The organism is Ruminococcus sp. RTP21484sp1_RTP21277st1_D2_RTP21277_210401 (genome assembly GCF_040924225.1).
GTDB lineage: Bacteria > Bacillota > Clostridia > Lachnospirales > Lachnospiraceae > Blautia_A > Blautia_A faecis.
Genome location: NZ_JBCOMJ010000001.1, coordinates 57384 through 77153, shown reverse-complemented (window position 1 = coordinate 77153; position 19770 = coordinate 57384). Strand labels below are relative to the sequence as shown.

Here is a 19770-nt window from a genome sequence, read left to right as displayed (position 1 = left end):
ACTGCGTTCATGAGCAAGTAGAGAAGCGGATTGCGAATGTACGCTTTACAAAGTGGAAGCGGATGTGATCGCAGCGAAGAAAAGATATGACCATGCAACCGCAGTTTTGAAAGAGCTATTGGACAAGCGGGATACGATAAGGAAAGATGAAATCCTGTCAGCAATTGTAAAGAGTGGACGGTCTTATGAGGAGATAATGAACTTCCTGAATGTGGAAGAAACTGAGAGAGAAACAAAGGAATAGACAAGGAATGCACCACAACTGCGGCTGTGGTGCGAGTTTTAGGCGGAAAATTTCTGGAGGTTCACATTGAGGGGAAAAAAGTATTGATCGGATAGTTTGGGGAACAATCCCCTTGCCCGCCGATTGCCTATGTAGTAAAATAAAGCTACAAGACAATCGACGGATTTTTTGCGTAAAGAAAACTTACTTAAGAATCACCGGAAAGGAAAACATTTAAAATGGATAAAATAGCAGTACTAATCCCCTGTTACAACGAGAGCAAAACCATAGAAAAGGTTGTAACAGATTTCAAGAAAGTATTGCCGGAAGCGGTAATATATGTATATGATAATAATTCCACTGACCATACAGATGAAATTGCCCGCAGAGCAGGTGCTGTAGTCAGATATGAATATCAGCAGGGCAAAGGAAACGTTATTCGCAGGATGTTTCGTGAAATTGATGCACAGTGCTATATCATGGCAGACGGAGATGATACTTATCCCGCAGAGTTTGCCCCCTCAATGGTTGAGAAGGTATTGAATAAAAAGGTTGATATGGTAGTGGGAGATCGTCTGTCATCTACTTATTTTACAGAGAATAAGCGGCCATTCCATAATTTTGGAAACAGTCTGGTGCGTAAATGCATTAACATTATGTTTAAAACCCAGATAAACGACATCATGACAGGCTACAGAGCATTCAGCTACCAGTTTGTAAAGTCCTTCCCTGTATTATCCAAGGGGTTTGAGATTGAGACTGAAATGAGCATTCACGCAGTTGATAAGAACATGTATATCGAAAATGAAGTGATTGAGTACAGAGATCGTCCCGAAGGCAGTGAATCCAAACTGAATACATATTCAGATGGCTTCCGGGTACTGAAAACCATAGCCAAATTATACCGCAATTATAAGCCAATGGCATTCTTCGGACTGGTGGCAGCAGTGCTTTTGATCCTTGGAATTGGATTCTTTATCCCGGTATTTGTAACCTTCCTTGAAACCGGACGCGTGGGAAAAATTCCTACTCTGATCGTATGTGGTTTTGCTGTTTTGGGAGCAATTCAGTCATTGTTTTCCGGACTGGTCCTGCAGACAATGGTTCAGAAGAACCGGCAGGACTTTGAAATGGAACTGCAGAGAATACAGGAGCAGTATAACAAATTATTATGAAAGTTCTGGACAGCAGTGCGAAGCACGAACGTTCATATATGGTAGTAACGCTAGAGCCTGTTTGAAAAATCATTCCCGCAATCTGCATGCCCCACTTTGCGGTATATTTTGCCCGAATTCGATTGTCGTAGCCCGCTACGGCGCCCTCATCCGGACAAAATCTCCCACAAATTGTGACGCACATCTTGCAGAAAGCCCTTTTCAAACACGCTCTAGAGAAGATATGTCTGCCTGGAGAAATAATAAAAAGTGGAAGCACAAAAAAGGCTTCCACTTTTTGTTATATGATCATTGTTATAGCCTGTACAACAACAAGACTTTCAATCACCATCATAGTTTCCCATATTTTACAGCTGCGGTTATGATCCACAGACACCATAGCTGTAGAGAACAGGGAAAACAGCGCTGGAGCAAGAGGAAGAAAATAACGTCCCTGAATGCCCTGTATATGATCACAATCCATTGTGGTATAACCGACCATCATGGAAAACATGATCAGCAGCAAAGATCCCAGACAGCTAAAGGCGATAAATGTCCGGTTTTTCCTGGTGAAAACCGGGGCGTCTCCTTTTACGTTTACAAGCAGTAAAAGAATGATCAGGAATACTATTAAAAGGGACCAGTTGATATTAATATCCAGCCAGGATAATTTTCCACCTAATAAGCCTCGTAGAATGGTGTCACTGCACTGGATGACCGTATTCCATAAAATATAAATGGTCTGGAGCGGGTGCTGGAATACATATGAAATCGGATAAATAGTATTTTCCGGATCCGCAGAAATATCTGTGGCAAACATTGCAGAAAACATAGGCATAAATTTAATTAAAGTAACTGCAATTAAAAGGACAGCTCCCACGCAGATACATAAAGGAACGATCCAGCGCATCTTTTTATGCATGTGATGATGGGGCACATGGGAAAAACACATGAGCAGCAATAACAAAAGTGGAAGGTAAACCCCGCCTTTCACAATTGCAATGAACAGTGCCAGAAATCCAAGAGCGATCAGGTAACTTTTTTTTCGCTTAGGGTTATGTAAACGGTAAAAACACAGTGCCGTAAACAAAAAGATGAACCCGTTTATCACAGAATCATAGGAAGCAGAAGCTGCCTGCTGCAGTGTGATAGGCAAAAGCCCAAGTGCTCCCAGAAGATTTTTTCCAAATGGTGCAATGCAAATGGCTAAATAGACCAGAAGGATAAATACCACAAGACTGCAGATCCTTGCCAGCTGGAAGGTAAGCATGGGGGAAAGATGCAGCAGCCGTCCAATACTAAGTCCTATTGCAGCCGGAACATAAACGACTGCAGGAACCAGACCTGATGTGCTTACATAGGAAATTTCAATCAGATCCGTATCCGAAGCAAACTCAAAGCTGTGAAACAGAAGCTGGTAGTAGGAGTTCGTCTCCAGTCCATTGCTTAACATATCGCTTAACTGAGCATCACAACGCCGTTTATATATGGTATTGCCTGGGGTTTCCGTATTTTTTACAAACAGCATTTTGTTAGAAAGGCTGTAAGCTGCATCAAAATGCGTTGGTTCATCCGGAACTCCGTGAACAGTAACCAGACATTGGAAAATCAGTCCCAGAAATAAAGCAACAGGAATATAAAATTTCGTCACAGTCATCTGGCGGATAATGATCAGATAAAATGTCATTATTATAAATAAAAGCAAGATCACACACAGCGCAATATAAAAATAAAGCATGAAATTATTGTCGCCGTAAGTGAAGGAATAAATAATATTTGTATGGCTGTTTGTATCGTTGTTAAACTCCTGAACCAGGGCCTGTTTTTCATTTGATGTAAAAGAAAGAACCGTTTTGTCCCCATTTATTAATTCCAGTTTTAATTGTAAATGTGCATTTTCAGAGGCACTTACTGGCTGGGGCAGATCGCAGGTCAGTTCTTTCTTTTTTGTTGCTCGGAAAACGGAAAGTGCGTGTTCTGCCTGATAATAAATTTCTCCGGAATCTGCATTTGCCAGAGTGATGAAAAGGCGGGCATCGGAATTTTTATTTTTTGCAGTGCCCTCAAGTGTAAACATCTTCAACTCAGGAACTGTACAGGTAAATGTCTCTGTAAGAACGGGGGAATCCGAGGTCAAGGTTATGGTACCTGTGGGCTTGTGAGTTGTCATCATAACATATTCAATGGGCTGATGAAGGTTAAACCGAAACTGGGCTTTATACATAAGAAGACATACACCACTGATAGAGAGAAGAATGATAAAAAGCGAGAGGATATGTCCTGGTATTTTCTTTTCTTTATTCATATATAGAATCTCCTGTGTAAAAAATATTTGTGAAATATGCTCTGCTATTCACACAAAAATAAAATTTCATGTTAAAATATTATAACGAATTGGAAATAAATATGCAATGATTTATAAGAAAAGAGAGGGATAAATGAAGAAACGGAAGCGCTTACTGGTTATACTTTCAACATTTGTCATGGCTGCTCAGCCCCTGTGCGTTGCCGCAGAAATGCAGGATGCAGAAGGCTTTGGGGCAGTAGAAGAAATATGGGCTGACGAGGAGAACGAGGAGGAATTTTCAGCTGCTCCTGAAGTGGGGAATGAGGATTTAAATGGCTTTCAGGCTGAAATTTCCACAGAGGAAAATGACAGGATTGAGGCAGAAGAATCTGGTGAGATCATCTCCGGTGCTATTGCAGGAGATTCCGTTGACAGCGGCATCAGCCTTTTTTCTCTGGACTATTACACGGATAGCTATGGTGCTCAGTTGGATGGAAATGCAAAGGCCTTGTATGATCTTCTGGTGCAGAATTATGTGGTGGATTACAGCCAGTATCTGGACAGTGTTGATTTTCTTTTTGAATTTCCTGATACCATTACATTTGAAGCAGTTGTTGAGGATGGCAGTTTTCAGAGAAAAGGAGAAAGCTATGTACAGGCTACCGATGATGTGAAAACAGCCATTCAGGCAGCTTCAGATGCTTTTTCCTATGATTATCCACAGGCATTCTGGTTCAGGGGCAGCAACTATGGATACCGGGTCAGCTGTGTTCGGGATGGATCCTCTTCTACCGGATACAGGGGAACCTTTAAGAATTTCACCTTTAAACCGGCGAACAGGGAAATCAGTGAGAATGCCCATACTCGAATGGGGGATTTTATGGGTGGTGTTCAGAGTGCTGTTGCAGAGCTGAATGAGCAGACTGTGGGCATGGATATGGAGCAGAAAATAAAGCGGATTCATGATTATATCTGTCAGAGAGTTACTTACAGGAACGATAATACTTTGTGGGTGCATTCTGCCGCCTCGTTGTTTCTGGATGCAGATCCTGCATTTGTCTGCGAGGGCTATGCGAAATCCATGAAAATTTTCTGCTATTATATGGGAATAAATTGTGCCTGTGTCAGCGGAACAGCCAGGGGAACTTCTTCAGGAACTCCTGGAGCGCACATGTGGAATTATGTACAGATGGATGATGGAAACTGGTATCTGGTGGATGCCACATGGGATGATGTGGGAACCCCGCCATCTTCACGGTATTTGCTGGTAGGAAGGGCTACAAAGGGGCAATATATTACCATTGGTGAGGAGCGTGTGGAGTATACCAGTTTTTCTACTACTTCAGCAGAAACGGCTGGTCCTGTGTTTATTTTGCCGGTTCTGGCAGAAGAGAGTTATGCAGATAATAAGGGGAAAAATGAGCCCGCAGTTACAGTTGTGCCTACAGTGACACCAACTGCGGCGGTAAGTGCGGAACCGACCCCGACTGTAAGTGCGGAACCGACCCCGACTGTAAGTGCGGAACCGACCCCAACCGTAAGCGTGATACCCACTCCAACCGTAAGTGCAGAACCGACTCCGACCGTAAGCGTAGAACCGATTCCGACTGCAAGTGCGGAACCGACTCCGACCGTAAGCGTGAAACCGACGCCAACCGTAAGTGCAGAACCGATTCCGACCGTAAGCGTAGAACCGACTCCGACTGCAAGTGCGGAACTGACTCCGACCGTAAGCGTGAAACCGACGTCAACCGTAAGTGTGGCTCCGACCCCGACTGCAAGTGCGGAATCGACTCCGACCGTAAGCGTGAAACCGACGCCGATCGTAAGTGCGGAACCGACCCCAACCGCGAGCGTAGCACCGATACCCACTGTAAGCGTCACTCCAATCCCGACTGCAACCCCAGTGCCGACTGCGACACCCGTGCAAACTACCACCACACTTACCTTACGGGTAAAACAAACCTACAAGTCCGGTGGTAAAATAAAGTCAGTCCGCACCACCAATAAGAAAATTGTCAAAGTGGATAAGAAGGGCAAAATCACTGGTAAAAAAGCCGGAAAAGCAACGGTAACCATCACTTATACCAACGGAAGCCGCAGGATTTTCCAGGTAAAAGTGCAGAAAGGCATTGTAAAAACAACGTCTGTTTCCGTGAATAAACGGAATATAATCCTTGCCAGAAAAGGAAAAAGCTTTCAGCTGAAAGTTACTCTCACACCAGTCACCAGCCAGCAAAAAGTAACTTATAAAAGTTCCAATTCCAAAGTAGCAGCAGTAAATTTAAAAGGAAAAATAGTTGCGAAAAAGAAAGGAACAGCTACAATTACAGTGAAGTCAGGAAACAAAAAAATTACCTGCAAAGTCAAAGTAAAGAAATAACCCCTAAATACTGTCAGAACCGAAACAAAATAAAGTTTGGTTTTGACAGTATTTTTTATTGACAAAGCCCAAAAATATGATATACTTTGATAATCAAACTATTTTAAATTAAAAACAAGAAACTACACAACATACCTGGAGGGTATTATGGTTGGAAAAATAAAGGGAACCGGTTCCTACAGGCCGGTTCAGGTGTGGGACAATGACAAACTGTCCCACATGATGGATACAAGTGATGAGTGGATTCGTGGGCGAACCGGAATCGGTCAAAGACATATTGCAAGCGGTGGAGAGACCGTTGCTTATATGGCAGCTCGTGCGGCTGAGGAAGCTCTTTCAGATGCAGGAATGCGACCGGAAGAGATTGACTTGCTCCTGGTGTCTACCATGTCATCTGAAAGGATTATGCCATGTGCTGCCTGTGAAGTGCAGAAACTGATCGGTGCAGTGAACGCAGCCTGCTTTGATCTGAACGGTGCATGTACAGGATTTCTGTTGGCATTGAATACAGCTCAAGCCTATCTGGGGCAGCAGATTTATCGCAGGGCATTGGTAATTGGTTCTGAAACTCTTTCCCATCTTACAAACTGGAAGGACAGAAGTACCTGCGTATTGTTTGGCGATGGCGCCGGTGCGGTGGTGCTGGAAGCGGAAGAAAATGCAGTCTATACCCAGGCTGTTCATTCTATTGGAAGTAAAGGCGAAGCCCTTACCTGTGTCAGCCGCAATCAGCAGCAATTTATAGAAAAAGACGCAGATATTTCTTCAACTTACATGCAGATGGATGGAAAAGAAGTATTCAAATTTGCAGTTTCCAAAGTTCCGGAAGTGATTATGGAGGTTTTGGAAAAAGCAGGAAAAACAAAAGAAGAAATCCGCTTTTACATGCTTCATCAGGCGAATAAAAGAATCGTTGCTTCAGTGGCAAAACACATGAACGAACCTTTGGAAAAGTATCCGATGAATATAGAAAATCTGGGAAATACATCCTCCGCAAGCATTCCGCTTCTCCTGGATGAGTGGAATAAAAAAGGCAGATTAAATTCAGGAGACTGGATTATCCTTTCAGGATTTGGCGGTGGACTTACCTATGGAGCCAGCCTGCTTCAGTGGTAAAAATGTGTATCAGGGCTTTGAAAAATAAAACTATAGCAGATAAAAAAGCTGCTTTGCTCTGGAAATCAGGTAATTCAGGCTGATAAATACAGGTTGTTAGAGAGCGTTTTGAAAATCATTTCCGCAATCTGCGCGCCCTATTTTACAGTATATTTTGCAGAATGTCTTTTTCAAACACACTCTGGTCATATAAAGTGAACAGCAACCATGTAAAGCTTTGAATCATAAAAAGTTGAAAAATGGATTTGAAAATCTAAAAAACAAAATAAGGAGAACAAAAAAATGTTAGAAAAAATCAAAGAAATTGCAGCAGATTCATTAGGAGCAGACGTAAGTACAATGACAGCAGAAACATCTTTCAAAGAAGATCTCGGAGCAGATTCCCTTGATCTTTTTGAGATGGTAATGGCACTGGAGGAAGAGTTTGAGGTAGAGATTCCTACTGAAGATCTTGAGAATATTAAGACCATCGGTGATGTGGAAAGCTATCTTCAGAGTCGCCAGTAATTTGGAAATTTTGTATTCAGGCTTTGGCAGTATACATAAATAATAAGCCGGAATGTCAAGAAATATATGTTGTTTACAGGATGATTCCGGCATGTATTTGCCATAGGTGGGCATGGTATAACGGAATTACAGAATGGAGAATTTCATGAAAACAGAAGTTACGGAATTACTTGGAATTGAATACCCGATCATTCAGGGCGGCATGGCCTGGGTGGCAGAATATCATCTGGCAGCAGCTGTTTCAGCAGCTGGCGGGCTGGGGCTGATTGGAGCCGCAAGCGCTCCTGCAGACTGGGTTCGTCAGCAGGTACGGGAGGTGAAAAAACTGACCGATAAACCTTTTGGTGTGAATATTATGCTGATGAGTCCATACGCAGATGAGATTGCACAGGTAATTGTGGAAGAAAAAGTTCCAGTGGTTACAACCGGTGCAGGAAACCCTGAGAAATACATGAAAATGTGGAAGGAAGCAGGAGTAAAGATCATTCCGGTTATTGCTTCTGTGGCTCACGCAAAGAGAATGGAGCGATGCGGAGCGGATGCCGTAGTGGCAGAAGGATGTGAATCCGGCGGCCATATCGGTGAGACAACCACAATGGTTCTGGTGCCTCAGGTCGTAGATGCAGTGAACATTCCGGTTATTGCAGCTGGTGGAATCGCAGACGGAAGAGGGATTGCAGCAGCCTTCATGCTTGGTGCAAAAGCCGTTCAGATGGGAACTCATTTTGTGGCAACCACAGAGTGCTGGGCACATCAGAATTACAAAGATATGATACTGAAAGCAAAGGACATTGATACAAAGGTAACCGGTCGTTCCACCGGTCATCCGGTACGTGCTCTCCGCAATCAGATGACAAAAGAATACTTGAAAAAAGAGGCAGAAGGAGTTCCGTTTGAGGAACTGGAGCAGATGACGCTTGGCAGCCTGCGCCGTGCTGTTGTAGACGGAGATGTGAAAATGGGAAGCGTTATGGCTGGTCAGAGTGCAGGACTTGTGAAGGAGCAGATGAGCTGTCAGGAACTGATCAGAAAGTTGGTAAAAGAGACGGATGCGTTGTTGAAAGGAACTGGAATTTATGAGTAAGATCGCATTTCTTTTCCCTGGACAGGGAGCACAGAAGGCTGGAATGGGACAGGATTTTTATGAAAAGTATCCCTCTGCCAGACAGGTTTTTGACCAGGCAAGTCAATGGCTTTCTCTGGATATGAAAGCTCTTTGCTTTGAAAAAAATGACAGATTAAACCTTACGGAATATACGCAGGCAGCACTGGTAACCACCTGTCTTGCAATGGAAAAAGTGGTGGAGGAGTGTGGGCTTCATCCGGATATAACTGCCGGATTAAGCCTTGGAGAGTACTGTGCCATTGCTGTTTCAGGTGGAATGAGTGTGAAAGATGCCATAGTAACTGTGCGAAAAAGAGGAATCCTTATGGAACACGCAGTGCCGGCAGGAGAAGGCTCTATGGCAGCTGTTATAGGTCTTGATGCAGATAAGATCCAGAACGCAATTGCAGGAACAAAGGCTGAAATTGCCAATTATAACTGCCCTGGACAGATTGTTATCACAGGACCAAAACCTGCTGTAGAAGAAGCTTCTGTGAAGCTGAAAGAAGCCGGTGCAAGACGTGTACTTTCCCTTGCAGTAAGTGGCCCTTTTCATTCCTCTTTGCTTCAAAATGCAGGAAAAGAACTGGAAAAAGAACTGTCAAAAGTAGAGCTTTCCGGTCTGAAGATTCCTTATGTGACCAATGTGACCGCCCAGTATGTGACAGACATCAGCGAGACAAAAAATCTTCTTGCAAGGCAGATTTCTTCCTCTGTTCTCTGGCAGCAGAGTGTGGAAAAGATGATTCAGGAGGGTGTGGATACTTTCGTAGAAATTGGTCCCGGAAAGACTTTGGCTGGTTTTATGAAGAAAATAGCGCCGGAAATGAAGACCTATAATATTCAGAATGTGGAAGATCTTGAACAGATTTCAGATCTTATACACAGTAGAAAATAAGACCAAAAACAGTTAATTAAAATAATACAGGTATTATCAGAAGCAGCCGATACGGAGAAATTCAGAAGTGGTTAACAAAGGAAAAGTTAATGTTTGTCGTGCTGGAAAAATATGATATTCACCTGACTTTACAGGAGTAAAACAAGGAATGAATGCAGAAAAAAAGATTGCAGTTGTAACAGGTGCTTCCCGTGGAATCGGAAGAGCAATTGCTCTTGAACTTGCTGCTAAGGGAGCATTTGTAGTTATAAATTATAATGGTTCAAAAGAAAAAGCAGAGGCAGTGAAAGCAGAGATTATTGCTGCCGGAGGTTCGGCTGAAACCAGTCAGTGCAACGTATCTGACTTTGATGCCTGCGGTGCTTTTATTAAAGAAACAGTAAAAAAATATGGACAGATAGATATCTTGGTGAATAATGCAGGAATTACAAAAGACGGGCTTCTGATGGCAATGAGTGAGGAAGATTTCTGCAGGGTTATAGATACAAATCTTAAAGGAACTTTTAACTGCATTCGTCATGTGACCAGACAGATGTTGAAGCAGAAAAGCGGACGCATTGTAAATATGGCATCCATTGTTGGCATCGGCGGAAACCCCGGACAGGCTAATTATGCAGCCTCAAAAGCAGGTGTGATCGGTCTCACAAAGACTGCAGCAAAGGAACTTGCATCAAGAGGAATTACCGTAAATGCCGTTGCTCCTGGCTTTATCAGAACGGACATGACAGATGTACTTTCTGATAAGGTAAAAGAAGAAACCTTGAAGAATATTCCTATGGGAACTTATGGTGAACCGGAGGATGTAGCCAAGGCAGTAGCATTCCTGGCATCACCGGAAGCCAGATATATTACAGGGCAGGTTTTGTGCGTAGACGGAGGAATGTTATGAGTAAAAGACGTGTAGTGGTGACTGGACTTGGAGCAGTAACACCTGTGGGAAATAATGTGCAGGCCTTCTGGGAAAGTGTAAAAACAGGTAAGGTAGGAATCGGAGAAATTACCAGATTTGATACTGCAGATTTTAAGGTGAAGCTTGCTGCAGAAGTAAAAAATTTTAATGCAAAAGATTATATGGATTTTAAAGCTGCCAAACGAATGGAGTTGTTTTCCCAGTATGCAGTGGCTGCATCAAAGGAAGCTATGGCAGATGCAGGAATTGAAATGGAAAAAGAAGATCCTTTCCGCATCGGGGTAATTGTGGGTTCTGGCATTGGAAGCCTTCCTGCAATGGAGGCAGCAGATCAGAGACTGATCCAGCGCGGACCATCCAAGGTTGACCCTCTTCTTGTTCCCAAAATGATCAGCAATATGGCCGCTGGAAACGTATCCATTGCGCTTGGTGCAAGGGGAAAATGCACCAACGTAGTGACTGCCTGTGCGTCTGGAACACATTGTATCGGAGATGCATTTCGTGCAATCCAGTATGGCGATGCAGAAGTTATGATCGCAGGGGGAACGGAAGGTGCGATCAGCCCGGTTGGTGTGGCTGGATTTACGAATCTGACCGCTCTTAGCACCAGTCAGGATCCATATCGTGCATCCATTCCATTCGATAAAGAAAGAGGCGGTTTCGTAATTGGAGAAGGAGCCGGAGTTGTTGTTCTGGAGGAACTTGAGCATGCAAAAGCACGTGGTGCGAGGATCTATGCTGAGGTAGTGGGATATGGCGCAACTGCCGATGCCTACCACATTACTTCTCCGATTGAAGACGGCAGCGGAGCGGCGCATGCTATGACGGATGCCATGAAAGAAGCTGGTGTACAACCTGAAGAAATCGACTACATTAATGCGCACGGAACCGGTACACATCACAACGATCTCTTTGAGACAAGAGCCATTAAAGCAGCACTTGGAGATGCGGCAAAGAAGGTAAAAATCAATTCTACTAAATCTATGATCGGACATCTTTTAGGAGCCGCCGGAGGTGTGGAAGCTGTTGTCTGTGTGAAGTCCATTGAGGAAGGTTTTATTCATCAGACTGTAGGCACAAAGGAGACAGAAGAAGAGTTGGATCTCGATTATTGTATCGGCGGACCAACACGGCAGGAAGTAAATTATGCTATGAGTAATTCTCTTGGATTTGGTGGACATAACGCAGTACTTTTAATGAAAAAATACAGGTAAAAGTGAGTAATATCAGTTTGCGAAGCCTGTAACTTTGAAGGTACTGAACAGCTACATTTAAAGTATGAATTGCTGCAGAAATTGCTGTAAATAAGGAGAAAAAATCATGGAATTTGAACAGATATTAAAGTTGGTTGACCATGTATCAGCTTCTCATCTGGAGTCTTTCTGCTATGAAAGTGATGGAGTGAAACTGACTTTAAATAATAAAATTGCACCTGTGATCATACCTGGAACCATGCAAAATAACATATTATCTGGTGCTGAAACAGGAGAAAAAGGTTTCGTATATGGAGAAAAGTATAGCATTTCAGAACAGGCTCCAGATAGAAAAATGGCGGATAAAGAACTTTCTGCAAGTGAGAAAAAACAGGCTTCAGATACAATGATTTCCAACGGAGAACCAACAGGAAATACTGTGAAATCTCCTCTGGTAGGAACATTCTATGCAGCTCCATCTGAGGATGCTCCTGCCTTTGTAAAAGTGGGAGATATAGTAAAAAAAGGACAGATTCTTGCTATTGTAGAAGCTATGAAACTGATGAACGATATTGAAAGCGATTTTGATGGAGAAGTTGCAGAAATTCTGGTTGAAAACGGTCAGCCTGTAGAGTATGGACAGCCGTTATTTGTAATCCGTTGATATGGAAAGAAGCTAAATTTTATAATATCCATGTTAAAAGGTCAGAATCCCTTTTGACACGCAGACCATTTTATCAAAAATAGGATAAATACATTTGTTTTTCAATGAAATAGGAGCAGATATGAATCACTTAAATATAAAACAAATTGAGGAAATCCTTCCTCATCGTCACCCGTTCCTTTTGGTTGACTACATCGAAGATTATGAACCGGGAGAATTTGCTGTTGGCTATAAATGTGTCACATTCCGGGAGGATTTTTTTAAAGGACATTTTCCCCAGGAGCCGGTAATGCCAGGCGTTCTGATCGTGGAGGCACTGGCACAGACAGGTGCGGTCGCGATTCTTTCCAAGCCTGAAAACAAAGGCAGGATTGCTTACTTTGGCGGCATTGATAAGTGCCGGTTTAAAGGGAAAGTTCAGCCTGGAGATAAGCTAAAACTGGAAATGAAAGTCATGAAACAGAAAGGGCCTATGGGTGTTGGAGAGGCTGTGGCAACTGTGGATGGAAAGGTTGTAGTGAAAGCGGAACTTACTTTTATGGTGGGCTAGATAGATATATATAACGATACTCGGAAGGGTGAAATTATGATCAGAAAGTTATTAATTGCCAATCGCGGAGAAATTGCCGTAAGGATCATCCGCGCCTGTCGGGAAATGGGAATAGAAGCAGTTGCAGTGTATTCTGAGGCAGACAAAGAAAGCCTGCATACGCAGCTTGCAGACGAAGCCATCTGTATTGGACCGGGACCTTCTGTTAAAAGTTATCTGAATATGGAAAGTATTATCAGTGCCGCCATAGTATCCGGTGCAGATGCAATACATCCTGGATTTGGCTTCTTATCTGAAAATGCCAGATTTGCCCAGATTTGTGAGCAGTGCGGCATCACTTTTGTGGGACCTCCATCACAGGTAATCCAGAATCTGGGAAACAAACAGATTGCCAGAAATACCATGGAAGCAGCAGGAGTTCCAGTAATCCCCGGCACTACAAAAGCTATTCTGGATGTGGAAACAGGAGCAAGAGAGGCCAGTCAGATTGGCTATCCGGTCATCATAAAAGCAGCTCTTGGAGGCGGTGGAAAAGGTATGAGAACTGCCTTCTCTCCGGAGGACTTTGAACTGGCATTTCTTACAGCCCAGAAGGAATCTCAGATCGCATTTGGAGATGGAACCATGTATATCGAGCATTTTGTGGAACATCCCAGACATATTGAATTTCAGATCCTTGCAGACAGTCATGGAAATGTAGTACACCTTGGAGAAAGGGACTGTTCGATTCAGCGAAATCATCAGAAAATGATTGAAGAATCTCCTTCTATGGCAGTGTCAGAAGAGCTGCGGAAAGAGATGGGAATTGCAGCAGTAAAAGCGGCGAAAGCAGCACATTATGTAAATGCCGGAACTATTGAATTTCTCCTTGAAAAGACAGGGAAATTTTATTTTATGGAGATGAATACCCGTATTCAGGTTGAGCATCCTGTGACAGAATGGGTTACCGGTCTGGATCTGGTTAAGGAGCAGTTAAGGATTGCTTCCGGGGAAGCTCTGCCTTTTTCCCAGGAAGATATTCATATTCAGGGACATGCTATAGAATGTCGTATTAATGCCGAAAATCCATGGAAAAATTTTCGCCCGTCACCTGGAACAATCACGGATCTTCATCTTCCCGGAGGCCAGGGAATCCGGGTAGATACAGGAATTTACAATGGTTATCAGATTCCACCGTATTATGATTCCATGCTTGCAAAGCTGATCGTACACGGCAATAACCGTGAGGAAGCAATTGCAAAAATGAAAAGCGCTCTGGGAGAAATGATCATTCAGGGTGTTGATACAAATGTAGACTATCAGTTTGAAATTATGAACGATCCGGACTATCAGAAAGGTGTATTTGATATCGGCTTTCTGGAGAGTCATCAGATCGGAGGAGTGAAGGTAAATGAAGCTTAGATATGCCTTTAAACGTACAATTGCAAACAAATCTGCAGGTGCAGATAAAGAACTGAAACCAGAAGTGCCGGATGGTATGCTGAAGAAATGCAATGCCTGCAAGGCCGCTGTATTTGTAGATGAGGTGAAAAAGAATGCCTATATCTGTCCGCATTGCGGCAATTATTTCCGTGTTCATGCAAGGAGAAGAATCGAAATGCTGGCAGATGAAGGAACCTTTGAAGAGTGGGATAGGGTAATGCCAATAAGTAATCCTTTGTCCTATAAAGGGTACGAAGAGAAGGTAAAAAAGCTTCAGGAAAAGACAAACCTGGACGAAGCAATTGTCACAGGAAAGGCAAAAATAGGCGGAATATCTGTAGTGCTTGGAGTGTGTGACAGCCGTTTTCTCATGGCTAGTATGGGAGAAAATGTGGGAGAAAAAATTACCAGAGCAGTGGAAAGGGCAACACAGGAACGTCTGCCTGTAGTGCTTTTTGCCTGCTCAGGAGGTGCCAGAATGCAGGAAGGAATTGTATCCCTGATGCAGATGGCAAAGACTTCCGCAGCTTTAAAAAGACACAGCGATTCCGGGCTTCTTTATATCAGTGTCCTTACGAATCCAACTACCGGTGGTGTGACAGCAAGCTTTGCCATGTTGGGAGATATTATCCTGGCAGAACCAGGTGCATTAATTGGTTTTGCAGGTCCCAGAGTGATAGAACAAACGATCCGGCAGAAGCTTCCTAAAGGATTTCAGAGTTCAGAATTTCTGTTGGAACATGGATTTATTGATCAGATTGCAGAACGAAAGAACATGAAAGAAACACTGGCCAGACTCTTGAAAATGCACTGTAAAAATGACTGCGCAGAAAGTCTGGACGGGCAGGAAAATGCAGAGAATATTTCTGTAAAAAAATCTGATTCAGCTGATAGCATGTCTGTAAACAGCAAATTGAATGTGGATTTTACGACGAAAATCACAGCAAAAAAATCTGCCTGGGAGCATGTTTCTCTTGCACGAAGCAAAGAACGCCCAACAGGAAAAGATTATCTTCCATGGTTGTTTGATTATTTTACAGAGCTTCATGGAGACAGACTTTTTGGTGATGACCCGGCTCTGGTTGGCGGTATTGCATACCTGGCAGGAAAGCCTGTAACTGTGATTGTCCAGGAAAAAGGAAATGGTACAAAAGAGAATATTGCCCATAATTTTGGCATGGTTTCTCCGGAAGGTTACCGAAAATCCCTACGGCTTATGAAGCAGGCAGAAAAGTTCCACAGACCAGTGATCTGCCTTGTGGATACACCTGGGGCATTCTGTGGACTGGAGGCGGAAGAACGAGGCCAGGGAGAGGCAATTGCCCGAAATCTGTATGAGCTCTCCAGCCTTAAAGTTCCGGTGCTTTCTATTGTAATCGGAGAAGGCGGCAGCGGTGGAGCCCTTGCTCTTGCCGTAGGTGATCAGGTCTGGATGATGGAGAATTCCATTTATTCAATTCTTTCACCAGAAGGCTTTGCATCTATTTTGTGGAAAGACAGCACACGGGCAAAGGAAGCCGCAGAAGTAATGAAGCTGACAGCCGCAGATCTGAAGGAGCTTGGAATTATTGAGCAGGTAATCCCTGAGAATCAGCCTCTTACCAGAGAAAATATGGCAGATACCATGGAAGAGTTGAAAAACAGAATAGAAGAATTCCTGGAAACTTATCAGTTGCTTGATCCGGAAAAATTACTGAATAAGCGCTATACTCGTTTTAGAAATTTGTAAAATTGTAGAAAAACATATCAAATTGTGATATACTTACCGTAAATATTTGCTTGAATGTTTTATAGAAAATAATGTTGTCACATTATAGGAGAGAAAAGAGTGGAGAACAGGGAAGTTATTAATGATGTACTGGTACATCTGTTCAACGAGATTATGGAGCTGGAAGAGCAGGCGATCATTACGGAAGAATATAAGGATATCACGAATAATGATATGCATATTATTGAAGCTGTAGGCCTTGGCGGGAACAAAATGTCCGACATTGCGGCCAAACTGAATATCACCGTAGGTTCCCTGACTACTTCCATGAACAGCCTTGTAAAAAAGGGATACGCCACAAGGGAGCGAAGTGAGCAGGATCGCCGTGTGGTATTTATCCATCTCACCCTGAAAGGAAGAAAGGCATATCATCACCATGCGGAATTTCACCGCAAAATGACAGATGCAGTGCTTGATGTACTGGACGAGAAGGAAGCGCTTGTCCTTGCCAAGGCCCTGGACAGTCTGACCCTTTTCTTTAGACAGTATAAATCATAATATCGGTAGAACCAGGGCATTTTGACTGTGATAAAGCTGAACTTCTCTTTTTTGAAGCCCATATTTTGATCTGGATAATGATTATGACGCATATAGTTTGACTATAAATCCAAGAGACAAATATCTGACTGCTGCAGCAGTATATTTTCTATTACGGTTACTGTTCACTCCGTTCACAGTAACACGCTTCGCGATGCACAGAAATCATGCTTTGCATGATTTCGCGCCGCAACTCTCGGGTTTTCTGTGAACTTTGTTCACAAAAAACACCTCGCGGAATGTTACCAGTGAACAGTAACCTATTACGAACTGATGGGATCAGGTAAAGATCCGGAAAGGACATTCTATGAAGAGAAGAGCATTATCATGGTTTATGGCCGCTGCACTTGGTGTTGGAACAATGGCTGGAGGTATTGGAAGCGCAAATATTGTATTGGCAGAAGAACAGAATGAAGAAACGGAAGCGGCAGATGAGACATCAGAAGAGCCGGCTGATGAGACGGATTCAGACAGTTCTGTAATGAAAATTGGGGCACTGAAGGGACCTACTGCAATGGGAATGGCACAGCTTCTGGACGATGAGAATTACGAGTTTTCCCTTGCTGCATCTCCAGATGAAATTGTTCCAATGATCGTTCAGGGACAGGTAGATGTAGCAGCTGTTCCATCCAATTTAGCCTCCGTTTTATATCAGAAAACAGATAAAAACGTCAGCGTTCTGGCAGTAAATACTCTTGGTGTTCTTTATCTGGTGGAGAATGGTGATTCCATCCAGTCTGTAGATGATTTAAAGGGAAAAACGATCTATGCCAGTGGTAAAGGTGCGACTCCGGAGTATGCGTTAAACTCTGTTCTGAAGTCTAATGGACTGGATCCGGAGAAGGATGTGACCATTGAGTACAAGTCTGAGCATGCAGAGGTTGTAGCAGCGCTTGCAGAAGACCAGACAGCAGTTGGACTTCTTCCACAGCCTTTTGTAACCACTGCACTTATGAAGAATGAGAACCTTCGTGTGGCCCTTGACCTGAATGAGCTTTGGGAGTCTTCTGCAACAGATGGAAGCAGGCTGGTAACAGGTGTTGTAATTGCCAGAAATGATTATCTGAAAGAGCATGAAGCAGATATTGATGCGTTTATGGATGCATATAAGGACTCTGTAGAATTTGTAAATTCTGATACAGAAGCAGCTGCCCAGATCATTGGAAACCATGATATTATTCCGGCAGAAGTTGCAGCAAAAGCCATTCCGGAATGCAGTATTGTATTCATGGAGGGCGACGAAATGCAGACCATTCTTTCCGGCTATCTGAACACACTAAATGAGCAGAATCCGGAAACAATCGGAGGTCAGTTACCAGATGAGGACTTCTATTATAAACGCTGATAAGGCAAAAAAATATCGGATATTTTATAAAATTGTGGCAGCTGCTGTATGGATTATGGTATGGCAGCTGACCAGTATGTGGCTGAAACAGGAGATCCTTCTGGCATCTCCTGTTTCTGTTATAAAGAGACTTACCGAATTGATTGTAATGGGAGATTTCTGGAAATCTGTGGTGTTCAGTTTCGTAAGGATTATACTGGGATTTTCTCTGGCTTTGATCCTGGGAACGGTTCTGGCGGCGCTTTCTTCTGCTTTTTTTGCTGTGGAAGTGCTGATGGAGCCATTGATCATGGTGATAAAAGCTACGCCAGTTGCTTCTTTTATCATTCTGTGCCTGATTTGGATCCCATCCAGAAACTTATCCGTTTTTATTTCGTTTCTCATGGTTTTTCCAGTGGTATATACAAATATTCTGGAAGGAATCAGGCAGACGGACAAACAGCTTCTGGAGATGGCAGATTCCTTTGGAGCGGGAGTGGGAAAAAAATTACAATTTATCTATCTTTCCCAGGTTATGCCATATGCAGTTACTGCCTGTAAACTGGGACTTGGTCTCTGTTGGAAAGCGGGAATTGCGGCTGAAGTAATCGGCATTCCTGCTGGTTCCATCGGTGAAAAATTATACAAAGCCAAGGTGTATCTGGAGACACCAGACCTGTTTGCATGGACAATTGTCATTATTGCAGTGAGTGTGGGATTTGAGAAGATTTTTATGTTTGCGTTGAGAAGAAGTGTGGGAGAATAACCGTAAAAGGAAGCATTTTCGAGAAAATATCCGGGCGAAAATGCTTCCTTTTTATAGGGAGCTTTAAAACCTGCATATCCTGCAGAAAGCCTTTGCTTTAGTCTACTCCGTTTTTTGCGCAGATATCAGCGAGACAGCATCTGTCACAATAAGGCCTGGTTCTGGCAGTACAGACTTCCCGTCCGTGGTTTACCAGGCGGTGACAGAAGTCATTTCCCTCTTCCGGCGGAATGATTTTCCACAGTGCCATTTCAACTTTCTTAGGATCCTTGATTCCATCCACAAGGCCAATCCGGTTGGTGAGACGAATGCAGTGTGTATCAGTGACAATAGCTGGTTTACCGAATACATCGCCCATGATCAGATTGGCACTTTTGCGTCCTACACCGGGGAGGGCGAGAAGAGCGTCAAAGTCACATGGAACATTGTCATGGTATTTTTCATGCAGGATTTTCATGCATGCGCTGATGTCTCTGGCTTTACTTTTTCCCAGTCCGCAAGGCTTTACAATCGCTTCAATTTCTTCAGGGGTAGCTGCTGCAAGTGCGGCTACGTCCGGATATCTGGCATACAGATCCTGCACTACAACATTGACTCTGGCATCTGTACACTGTGCTGCCAGCCGTACGCTAACCAACAGTTTCCAGGCTTCGTCGTAATCAAGAGTGCAATCTGCCAGGGGGTATTCTTTCTTTAATCGATCTATTACTTCAAGAGCGAGTTCTTCCTTTGTCATTTTGTAAAATCCTTTCATGAATGATGTATTCATTGTAATTGGAAATCTTCGATTTTGCAAGTTTATGCTGCGCTATTTTGTATGAACTTAGGAAAAAGTTACTGGTCACGGAGTGACCAGTAATGGGAAAAAAATCACTGTTGACTCTGCAGACAGTAACAGAAAAAGAGTAATACTTCAGAGTGAAAATGTGAATATTGTTAAAAAAAATCCCGCGACAGCTATAT

At 43.2% G+C, this 19770-nt stretch carries 18 protein-coding genes and 1 pseudogene; 16 read left to right on the top strand and 3 right to left on the bottom strand.

Annotation, left to right across the window (positions count from 1 at the left end; genetic code table 11):
* Positions 1-64: 64 nt before the first annotated feature.
* The gene (locus tag AB5706_RS00385) at positions 65-244 is read left to right on the top strand and encodes a hypothetical protein (protein ID WP_226836596.1); all 180 of its coding nucleotides are present in this window, start codon (positions 65-67) and stop codon (positions 242-244) included.
* Positions 245-462: 218 nt separating this feature from the next.
* Positions 463-1398: a glycosyltransferase family 2 protein gene (locus AB5706_RS00380; protein WP_148462165.1), complete on the top strand. Its 936-nt coding sequence runs from the start codon at positions 463-465 to the stop codon at positions 1396-1398.
* A gap of 100 nt (positions 1399-1498) precedes the next feature.
* Here the strand turns inward: AB5706_RS00380 and AB5706_RS00375 are convergent.
* Positions 1499-1582, bottom strand: a pseudogene (locus AB5706_RS00375) (DUF6783 domain-containing protein); the annotation flags it as partial.
* Between the two features lie 96 nt (positions 1583-1678).
* The gene (locus AB5706_RS00370) at positions 1679-3682 is read right to left on the bottom strand and encodes a DUF2142 domain-containing protein (RefSeq protein ID WP_368365647.1); all 2004 of its coding nucleotides are present in this window, start codon (positions 3680-3682) and stop codon (positions 1679-1681) included.
* 133 nt (positions 3683-3815) lie between these two features.
* Here AB5706_RS00370 and AB5706_RS00365 point away from each other — a divergent pair, with 133 nt between their 5' ends.
* The 14 genes from AB5706_RS00365 to AB5706_RS00300 all read left to right on the top strand — a co-directional run bounded on the left by AB5706_RS00365 (position 3816) and on the right by AB5706_RS00300 (position 18807).
* Positions 3816-6047, top strand: a complete 2232-nt coding sequence (locus tag AB5706_RS00365; protein WP_368365646.1) for an Ig-like domain-containing protein — start codon at positions 3816-3818, stop codon at positions 6045-6047.
* Between the two features lie 147 nt (positions 6048-6194).
* Positions 6195-7163 carry a beta-ketoacyl-ACP synthase III gene (locus tag AB5706_RS00360; protein ID WP_368365645.1) on the top strand — a complete coding sequence of 323 codons (969 nt, stop codon included), beginning with the start codon at positions 6195-6197 and terminating at the stop codon, positions 7161-7163.
* 282 nt (positions 7164-7445) lie between these two features.
* On the top strand, positions 7446-7670 hold the full coding sequence (gene acpP, locus AB5706_RS00355; RefSeq protein WP_118578781.1) for an acyl carrier protein: 225 nt from the start codon (positions 7446-7448) through the stop codon (positions 7668-7670).
* A gap of 145 nt (positions 7671-7815) precedes the next feature.
* Positions 7816-8754 carry an enoyl-[acyl-carrier-protein] reductase FabK gene (gene fabK, locus AB5706_RS00350; RefSeq protein WP_118578783.1) on the top strand — a complete coding sequence of 313 codons (939 nt, stop codon included), beginning with the start codon at positions 7816-7818 and terminating at the stop codon, positions 8752-8754.
* Positions 8747-9673 carry an ACP S-malonyltransferase gene (gene fabD / locus AB5706_RS00345; protein WP_148462170.1) on the top strand — a complete coding sequence of 309 codons (927 nt, stop codon included), beginning with the start codon at positions 8747-8749 and terminating at the stop codon, positions 9671-9673. The genes fabK and fabD overlap by 8 nt, the downstream gene beginning before the upstream one ends.
* A 148-nt stretch (positions 9674-9821) precedes the next feature.
* Entirely contained in the window at positions 9822-10562 is a 741-nt protein-coding gene (gene fabG, locus AB5706_RS00340) for a 3-oxoacyl-[acyl-carrier-protein] reductase (RefSeq protein WP_227200587.1), read from the top strand.
* Positions 10559-11797, top strand: a complete 1239-nt coding sequence (gene fabF, locus AB5706_RS00335) for a beta-ketoacyl-ACP synthase II (protein WP_227200596.1) — start codon at positions 10559-10561, stop codon at positions 11795-11797. Before fabG ends, fabF begins: the two co-directional genes overlap by 4 nt.
* Positions 11798-11903: 106 nt before the next feature.
* Positions 11904-12440, top strand: a complete 537-nt coding sequence (accB, locus tag AB5706_RS00330) for an acetyl-CoA carboxylase biotin carboxyl carrier protein (RefSeq protein WP_118578789.1) — start codon at positions 11904-11906, stop codon at positions 12438-12440.
* 121 nt (positions 12441-12561) lie between these two features.
* A complete protein-coding gene (gene fabZ, locus AB5706_RS00325) occupies positions 12562-12990 on the top strand; it encodes a 3-hydroxyacyl-ACP dehydratase FabZ (RefSeq protein ID WP_118578791.1) in 429 nt (142 codons plus the stop codon).
* A gap of 36 nt (positions 12991-13026) precedes the next feature.
* On the top strand, positions 13027-14391 hold the full coding sequence (locus AB5706_RS00320; protein ID WP_148462174.1) for an acetyl-CoA carboxylase biotin carboxylase subunit: 1365 nt from the start codon (positions 13027-13029) through the stop codon (positions 14389-14391).
* Positions 14381-16141 carry an acetyl-CoA carboxylase carboxyltransferase subunit alpha gene (locus AB5706_RS00315; RefSeq protein ID WP_368365644.1) on the top strand — a complete coding sequence of 587 codons (1761 nt, stop codon included), beginning with the start codon at positions 14381-14383 and terminating at the stop codon, positions 16139-16141. The genes AB5706_RS00320 and AB5706_RS00315 overlap by 11 nt, the downstream gene beginning before the upstream one ends.
* 99 nt (positions 16142-16240) lie before the next feature.
* Positions 16241-16678: a MarR family winged helix-turn-helix transcriptional regulator gene (locus AB5706_RS00310; RefSeq protein ID WP_330602502.1), complete on the top strand. Its 438-nt coding sequence runs from the start codon at positions 16241-16243 to the stop codon at positions 16676-16678.
* A gap of 346 nt (positions 16679-17024) precedes the next feature.
* Positions 17025-18062 (top strand): ABC transporter substrate-binding protein, encoded by a 1038-nt coding sequence (locus AB5706_RS00305; RefSeq protein ID WP_237963715.1) that lies wholly within the window; start codon positions 17025-17027, stop codon positions 18060-18062.
* On the top strand, positions 18037-18807 hold the full coding sequence (locus AB5706_RS00300) for an ABC transporter permease (RefSeq protein WP_148462177.1): 771 nt from the start codon (positions 18037-18039) through the stop codon (positions 18805-18807). Before AB5706_RS00305 ends, AB5706_RS00300 begins: the two co-directional genes overlap by 26 nt.
* 97 nt (positions 18808-18904) lie before the next feature.
* Here AB5706_RS00300 and AB5706_RS00295 read toward each other — a convergent pair whose 3' ends face one another.
* Positions 18905-19543 carry an endonuclease III domain-containing protein gene (locus AB5706_RS00295; protein ID WP_187566123.1) on the bottom strand — a complete coding sequence of 213 codons (639 nt, stop codon included), beginning with the start codon at positions 19541-19543 and terminating at the stop codon, positions 18905-18907.
* Positions 19544-19770 lie beyond the last annotated feature (227 nt).

What these genes read in the sequence shown, in the direction of transcription:
- fabG (WP_227200587.1), top strand. Translation starts at nt 9,822, where the DNA reads ATGAATGCAGAAAAAAAGATTGCAGTTGTAACAGGTGCTTCCCGTGGA.
- accB (WP_118578789.1), top strand. Translation starts at nt 11,904, where the DNA reads ATGGAATTTGAACAGATATTAAAGTTGGTTGACCATGTATCAGCTTCT.
- fabK (WP_118578783.1), top strand. Translation starts at nt 7,816, where the DNA reads ATGAAAACAGAAGTTACGGAATTACTTGGAATTGAATACCCGATCATT.
- acpP (WP_118578781.1), top strand. Translation starts at nt 7,446, where the DNA reads ATGTTAGAAAAAATCAAAGAAATTGCAGCAGATTCATTAGGAGCAGAC.
- AB5706_RS00320 (WP_148462174.1), top strand. Translation starts at nt 13,027, where the DNA reads ATGATCAGAAAGTTATTAATTGCCAATCGCGGAGAAATTGCCGTAAGG.
- AB5706_RS00365 (WP_368365646.1), top strand. Translation starts at nt 3,816, where the DNA reads ATGAAGAAACGGAAGCGCTTACTGGTTATACTTTCAACATTTGTCATG.
- AB5706_RS00305 (WP_237963715.1), top strand. Translation starts at nt 17,025, where the DNA reads ATGAAGAGAAGAGCATTATCATGGTTTATGGCCGCTGCACTTGGTGTT.
- AB5706_RS00315 (WP_368365644.1), top strand. Translation starts at nt 14,381, where the DNA reads ATGAAGCTTAGATATGCCTTTAAACGTACAATTGCAAACAAATCTGCA.
- AB5706_RS00295 (WP_187566123.1), bottom strand. Translation starts at nt 19,543, where the DNA reads ATGACAAAGGAAGAACTCGCTCTTGAAGTAATAGATCGATTAAAGAAA.
- fabF (WP_227200596.1), top strand. Translation starts at nt 10,559, where the DNA reads ATGAGTAAAAGACGTGTAGTGGTGACTGGACTTGGAGCAGTAACACCT.
- AB5706_RS00360 (WP_368365645.1), top strand. Translation starts at nt 6,195, where the DNA reads ATGGTTGGAAAAATAAAGGGAACCGGTTCCTACAGGCCGGTTCAGGTG.
- AB5706_RS00300 (WP_148462177.1), top strand. Translation starts at nt 18,037, where the DNA reads ATGAGGACTTCTATTATAAACGCTGATAAGGCAAAAAAATATCGGATA.
- fabD (WP_148462170.1), top strand. Translation starts at nt 8,747, where the DNA reads ATGAGTAAGATCGCATTTCTTTTCCCTGGACAGGGAGCACAGAAGGCT.
- fabZ (WP_118578791.1), top strand. Translation starts at nt 12,562, where the DNA reads ATGAATCACTTAAATATAAAACAAATTGAGGAAATCCTTCCTCATCGT.
- AB5706_RS00370 (WP_368365647.1), bottom strand. Translation starts at nt 3,682, where the DNA reads ATGAATAAAGAAAAGAAAATACCAGGACATATCCTCTCGCTTTTTATC.
- AB5706_RS00380 (WP_148462165.1), top strand. Translation starts at nt 463, where the DNA reads ATGGATAAAATAGCAGTACTAATCCCCTGTTACAACGAGAGCAAAACC.